We start from the raw sequence: 4,824 nt of genomic DNA, 5'->3' as shown, positions 1-4,824 counted from the left end.
GGTGAATTCAGCGTTTGTTCTTGAACGTTGAAATCACGACCAAGGCGACGCGGTGTAATTTACGGTTGCTGTCCATCGCCATTTTGCGAAGCATGCGGTGCGCTTCGGCTTCGCCGAGGCGCTCGTGCCGCATCAACATCGCCTTGGCCAAGTCGATGTCTTTTCGTGAATCCAGTTGCGTCCGATATTTGTCGGCTTCGTTCCGCAAGCGACGGTAGGCTGCAAAGGTTGCCATCGCCAGGTCGATCGCTGGCTTGACTTTGACGCGATCCACGCTGTCGACCATATACGCGCAGACGCCCGAGTCGACCGCTGCGTGGACGGTTTGGGCGTCTTGGTCTTGGGCGAACATGACCACGGGGGTGGGTTGGCGTTGCCTGATCTCCCGCAACTGTTCCAGCGTGTCGCGTTTCGGGCTATCCAGTTCGATCAGCACAACGTCGGGTTTGACCGTCGCCACCAGCGCGAACAGATCGTCCAGCCCAGACGTCGAGAAGACGTTGGTGTAGCCGTTGTCCCGAAGGATCTTTTCCAGAATTTCGCGACGCTGGCTCGACTGGTCGACCAGCATCAGCTTGAGCGTCGGCGGCGGAAGCGGTGTCGCCATCAGTTAGAACTTTTTGTAGGGAAGGAATTTGCCGCTGAACGTGATTTTCACGCGGTCTCCCTTCGGATCGGGTTCACGATCGACGTCAATCGAAAAGTCGATCGCGCTCATGATTCCGTCGCCGAATTCTTCCTGTGCCACTTCTTTCATCGCCATGCCGTAGACCTGCATGATTTCATAGAAGCGATAGACGAACGGGTCGCTGGGAATCGTTTGCGTCAGCGAGCCCCGATAGGGATAGCCTTGCAAGACCTTGCAATCGGCGTCGGTCAATTCCAACGCGTCCTTGACCGCGGCGCAGTCGTCTTCGCTCATCGAGCATTGACCGGTCAATGCCGCGGCGACCCAGACGGGACTCTGGCCCATCTTTTCGGCCAATTCGGCCCAGGTCAGACTTTTGGCGACCTTGACCGATTCGATCTTGGTGACGACTTGCTCGAGGGTTGGCATGGATTCTGTCATCGTGGTCATAAAGCGTACTCTGCGAAAGGAGAAAGGAACTGCTGGGTGAAAGGGTTGGGGCAAACGAGGAACACCACTCAATCCGGCTGGTTTTCGTCGCTGTGGGGGTAAGCTTCCATGGCGTGGGCGGTGTCATCCAACGCCGTCGGCCGGCGGTTGTGGTCGATCAAGAAGCGCAGGATGCGTGTCCGTAGACGCATGTAGTCCTCCGATTCGATCAACTGTTCGCGAGTCCTCGGACGCGGGATGTTGATGTCGACGATTTCGGCGATCCGGGCTTCCGGGCCGTTGGTCATCAATGCAATTCGGTCACTCAACAAAATCGCTTCGTCCACATCGTGTGTGACCATGCAAACGGTCGCCCCGGCCACGTCCCACATCCGAACCAATTCGTCCTGGATCGATCCACGTGTCAACGCATCGATCTGAGCGAACGGCTCATCCAACAGCAGGGCTTTGGGTTGAACCGCGAAGGCTCGCGCCAGTCCGACGCGTTGACGCATTCCGCCGGACAGGTGGGCGGGCATCTTTTTGCCGATATCGGTCAGTCCCATCAGATTCAGATAACGCGTCGTGTGTTGGGCAACTTGTTTGCTGTCCCACGACGGGAATGCCGAACGCACGGCCACGCGGACGTTGTCAAAGGCGGACATCCACGGCATCAAGGCGAACGACTGGAACACGACCATCCGGTCCAATCCCGGTCCCAGTACCTTCTTGCCGTCGACCAGGATTTCTCCGGACGTCGGCTGGTCGAATCCCGCGATGATGTTCAACAGCGTGCTTTTTCCACAGCCGCTGTGCCCGATGATGGAAACGAATTCCCCGTTGGCGATGTCCAATGACACGTCGCGGAAAACGCAGACTTCGCCGTCACCGGTCAGGGACGGAAAAAACTTTGACGCCTCGCGGACGGACAATTGACCGTCGCTGGATTGGTCCGCTTCGGCTGGCGGAGCGGATTGAAGTTCGGGAGTTGGCATTTCAAGTTGCATAGCTGGCCGCCTTGGAAAGTTTTGAGAACAGGGCATCCATCAAGAAGCCCACGAAGCCGACCACAAGGATGGCGAACAAGACGCCGGCAATGTCCAAGTTGTTCCACTCGATCCATGTCAGATAGCCCACCCCGAGTTCCCCGAGCAGCATTTCTGCCGGCACGACGGCTACCAGGGCCGAACCGAAACTGATTCTCAACCCCGCGACGATCGCCGGAGCCGCGGCCGGCAAGATGACCGTGAACAGCCGCCGGAACCATCCGAATTCCAGCATCCGCGAAACCCTCAAGTAGTCCTTGTCGATCGATGACAATCCGAACGCCGTGTTTGCGATCGTGGGCCAGAGGGACGCCATGAACACCACCAGGATCGCGGTGATCGTCGGTTTTTGAACGGTGTACAACAGCAGTGGCATCCAAGCCAACGGAGAGATCGGCTTGAGCACCTGAAGGAACGGGTTGACGGCGTGAAAGATGACGGGATTGAGTCCCACGATCACGCCGACGAAGATCGCGACCACGCTCGCCAGCAGGAACCCGACGCTGAACCGCGACACCGTGTAGAAAATCAGGTGTCCGATGCCATGATCGTTGGTTCCGTTCTTGTGAAACGGATGCGAAAGTTCTTCGACGATCTTCTTGCCCACCATCAGCGGTCCGGGCACGCCACTGGTCTTTTCCTCGTTGAACACATAGTCTCCGGCGTCGTTCATCACGATTTCACCGTTGAACTCGAGCAACATCAGTTCCTCTTCGGTCTTGCCTGTCGGATCAAACGCGGCCCGGCTGGTCGCGTACTGCCAACCGCCCAGCAAAACGACCAGAATCACGACGCTTAGAATTTTGGCTTGCCACCACTTCGGATCACTCGGCAAGCGCCAGGTTTTGGGATTCATCATGAATTCACCTGTCGGGGATTAAAGGTTGTTGATCGGAAAACTTGCCAAGTACTCGTCGGGTTTGTCCGGATCAAATTCTTTGCCCATGATCACGTGCTTGGTGTAGGTTTTGGTGCGATCTTCGTAACCCATTTCGGAAGCCAGTTCGTTGCACTTGGTCGCCAAATAAACTTCTTCGGCGACGGTCTTGTAATCGAAGTCGGTGTCGACGTGCTTCCAACGTTTCATTTGGGTCAGAATCCAGACGGCCATCGAGTGCCACGGCATGGGGTCGAAATCGATCCGATCGGGAGCGTTGCCGATGCCGCCCAAGCCTGTCGCATAGCGCCCGGTCAGCACCTGTTCGAGCACCGTGACGGGCTGATTCAAGTAATTCCGCGGCGCGATCGCTTTGGCGATTTCTTTGCGGTTGGCCTTGTCCGACGCGTAGGCTGTCGCGTCGACGATGGAACGGAATAACGCAAGGAACGTGTTGGGATGTGTGTTGGCGAACTCTTGCGAGATCGCGAACGCACAGCACGGATGTCCTTCCCAGATCTCCTTGGAAAGCTTGAAAATGAACCCCGCGTTTTCGTACACCGCCCGCTGGTTGAAAGGATCCGGGGCCAGGTAACCGTCGACGTTGCCGGCTTTCAGATTCGCCACCATTTCCGGCGGCGGAACCACGCGGATTTGCACGTCTTTGTCCGGATGCAATCCCCCTTCGGCCAGGTAATAGCGAAGCAGGTAGTTGTGCATGGAATATTCAAACGGCACGCAAAACCGAAAACCTTTCATGTCCTGAGCGGTTTTGACGCCCTTGTGCTTGTTCGCCAGCGTGATCGCTTGACCGTTGATGTTCTCAACCGCCGGCATGTAGAACGGAACCTTGGGCGAACCGGCACCGAGTGTGATCGACAGCGGCATCGGCGAGAGCATGTGTGCCGCGTCGACTTCTTTGGTGATCGCCCAGTCACGGACCATCGCCCAGCCGCTGGCACGCCGGACCTTGGCATTGAGCCCGTGTTTTTCGTAGAAACCCATCGGTTCGGCCATGATGATCGGCGTTGCGCAGGTGATCGGAATGAAACCGATCGAGAGATCCGGTTTTTCGATCTTGCCGATTTCCATGGCCATTGCTTTGGCCGTATCCAAGGGAAACATGCCGCGGACGATTTCAGCGACCACACCGGCTCCCGCAGCCGCCAACACTTTCCGCCGCGAAACATCACTCTGTCCAAAGATCGCCTTGACCACCGCCGTCTCGACCGCGCGGCTCATCGCGTCTTCTGACGACAACGCCGGTTGCGGGACATCATTGACGGAACTGTGTTGGCACTGCGTTTGATCGGCCGGTTCGCAATGCGTGTGTCCATGGCCGCATCCCGCGTGGTGTTGGTGTTCAAGCGATTGATCGGGATCAAACGGATCACGGCGAAAGACACTCATGGCTATACTCCTTGGAATACGAATCGACGAGCGGCAGCACGCCGGCTCGTGATGGCGGAAGGGTCCGCGGGTTAGAAAGTCGGAACGACGCAATGCGCATCCGCTTGTTGTCTGATCGCTCAAAACATCCGATCACTCCGATGCTTCGCTGGCGTTCTTACGTCGCAACCGTTGTGCCAAACATCTCGTTTGATGCGATGGATCTCAACGCCAGCCCAACTGGATCTCTTGTTTGTCAATGATTTGGCGATCCGGACGGCAGTAAAAAACGATCGCTTTCATCTTCGATACGGTTGCTCAGGCAGCGCCGCTGCGCAAGGTCGGTGCAAGCCTGCTTATGGATCGTGCAATGCGAGACGAAGGAACGGTCATCACGCCAAACGCTGCACCTCGCCGGGACCCTGCTTGTGGGAGTGCAAAAAATCCATCTGGCT

The 4,824-nt window shown here is 57.1% G+C and carries 5 protein-coding genes; all 5 read right to left on the bottom strand.

Annotated features, from left to right (window positions below; translation table 11 throughout):
* Positions 1-7: 7 nt before the first annotated feature.
* Positions 8-607, bottom strand: coding sequence for an ANTAR domain-containing response regulator (locus tag ABX749_RS22205; protein ID WP_372897908.1), 600 nt, complete (start codon positions 605-607; stop codon positions 8-10).
* 3 nt (positions 608-610) lie between these two features.
* Complete coding sequence (gene cynS / locus ABX749_RS22200; protein ID WP_145222183.1) at positions 611-1,057, bottom strand: cyanase; 447 nt, start codon at positions 1,055-1,057, stop codon at positions 611-613.
* Positions 1,058-1,146: 89 nt separating this feature from the next.
* Complete coding sequence (locus tag ABX749_RS22195; RefSeq protein ID WP_372897907.1) at positions 1,147-2,052, bottom strand: ABC transporter ATP-binding protein; 906 nt, start codon at positions 2,050-2,052, stop codon at positions 1,147-1,149.
* Between the two features lies 1 nt (position 2,053).
* A complete protein-coding gene (locus tag ABX749_RS22190; protein WP_372897906.1) occupies positions 2,054-2,962 on the bottom strand; it encodes an ABC transporter permease in 909 nt (302 codons plus the stop codon).
* Positions 2,963-2,980: 18 nt separating this feature from the next.
* Positions 2,981-4,390: a CmpA/NrtA family ABC transporter substrate-binding protein gene (locus tag ABX749_RS22185; RefSeq protein WP_372897905.1), complete on the bottom strand. Its 1,410-nt coding sequence runs from the start codon at positions 4,388-4,390 to the stop codon at positions 2,981-2,983.
* Between the last annotated feature and the right edge of the window lie 434 nt (positions 4,391-4,824).

It is taken from the genome of Stieleria sp. (assembly GCF_041595215.1).
Taxonomy (GTDB): Bacteria; Planctomycetota; Planctomycetia; order Pirellulales; family Pirellulaceae; genus Stieleria; species Stieleria magnilauensis.
This window is presented reverse-complemented; position numbering and strand designations above follow the sequence as displayed.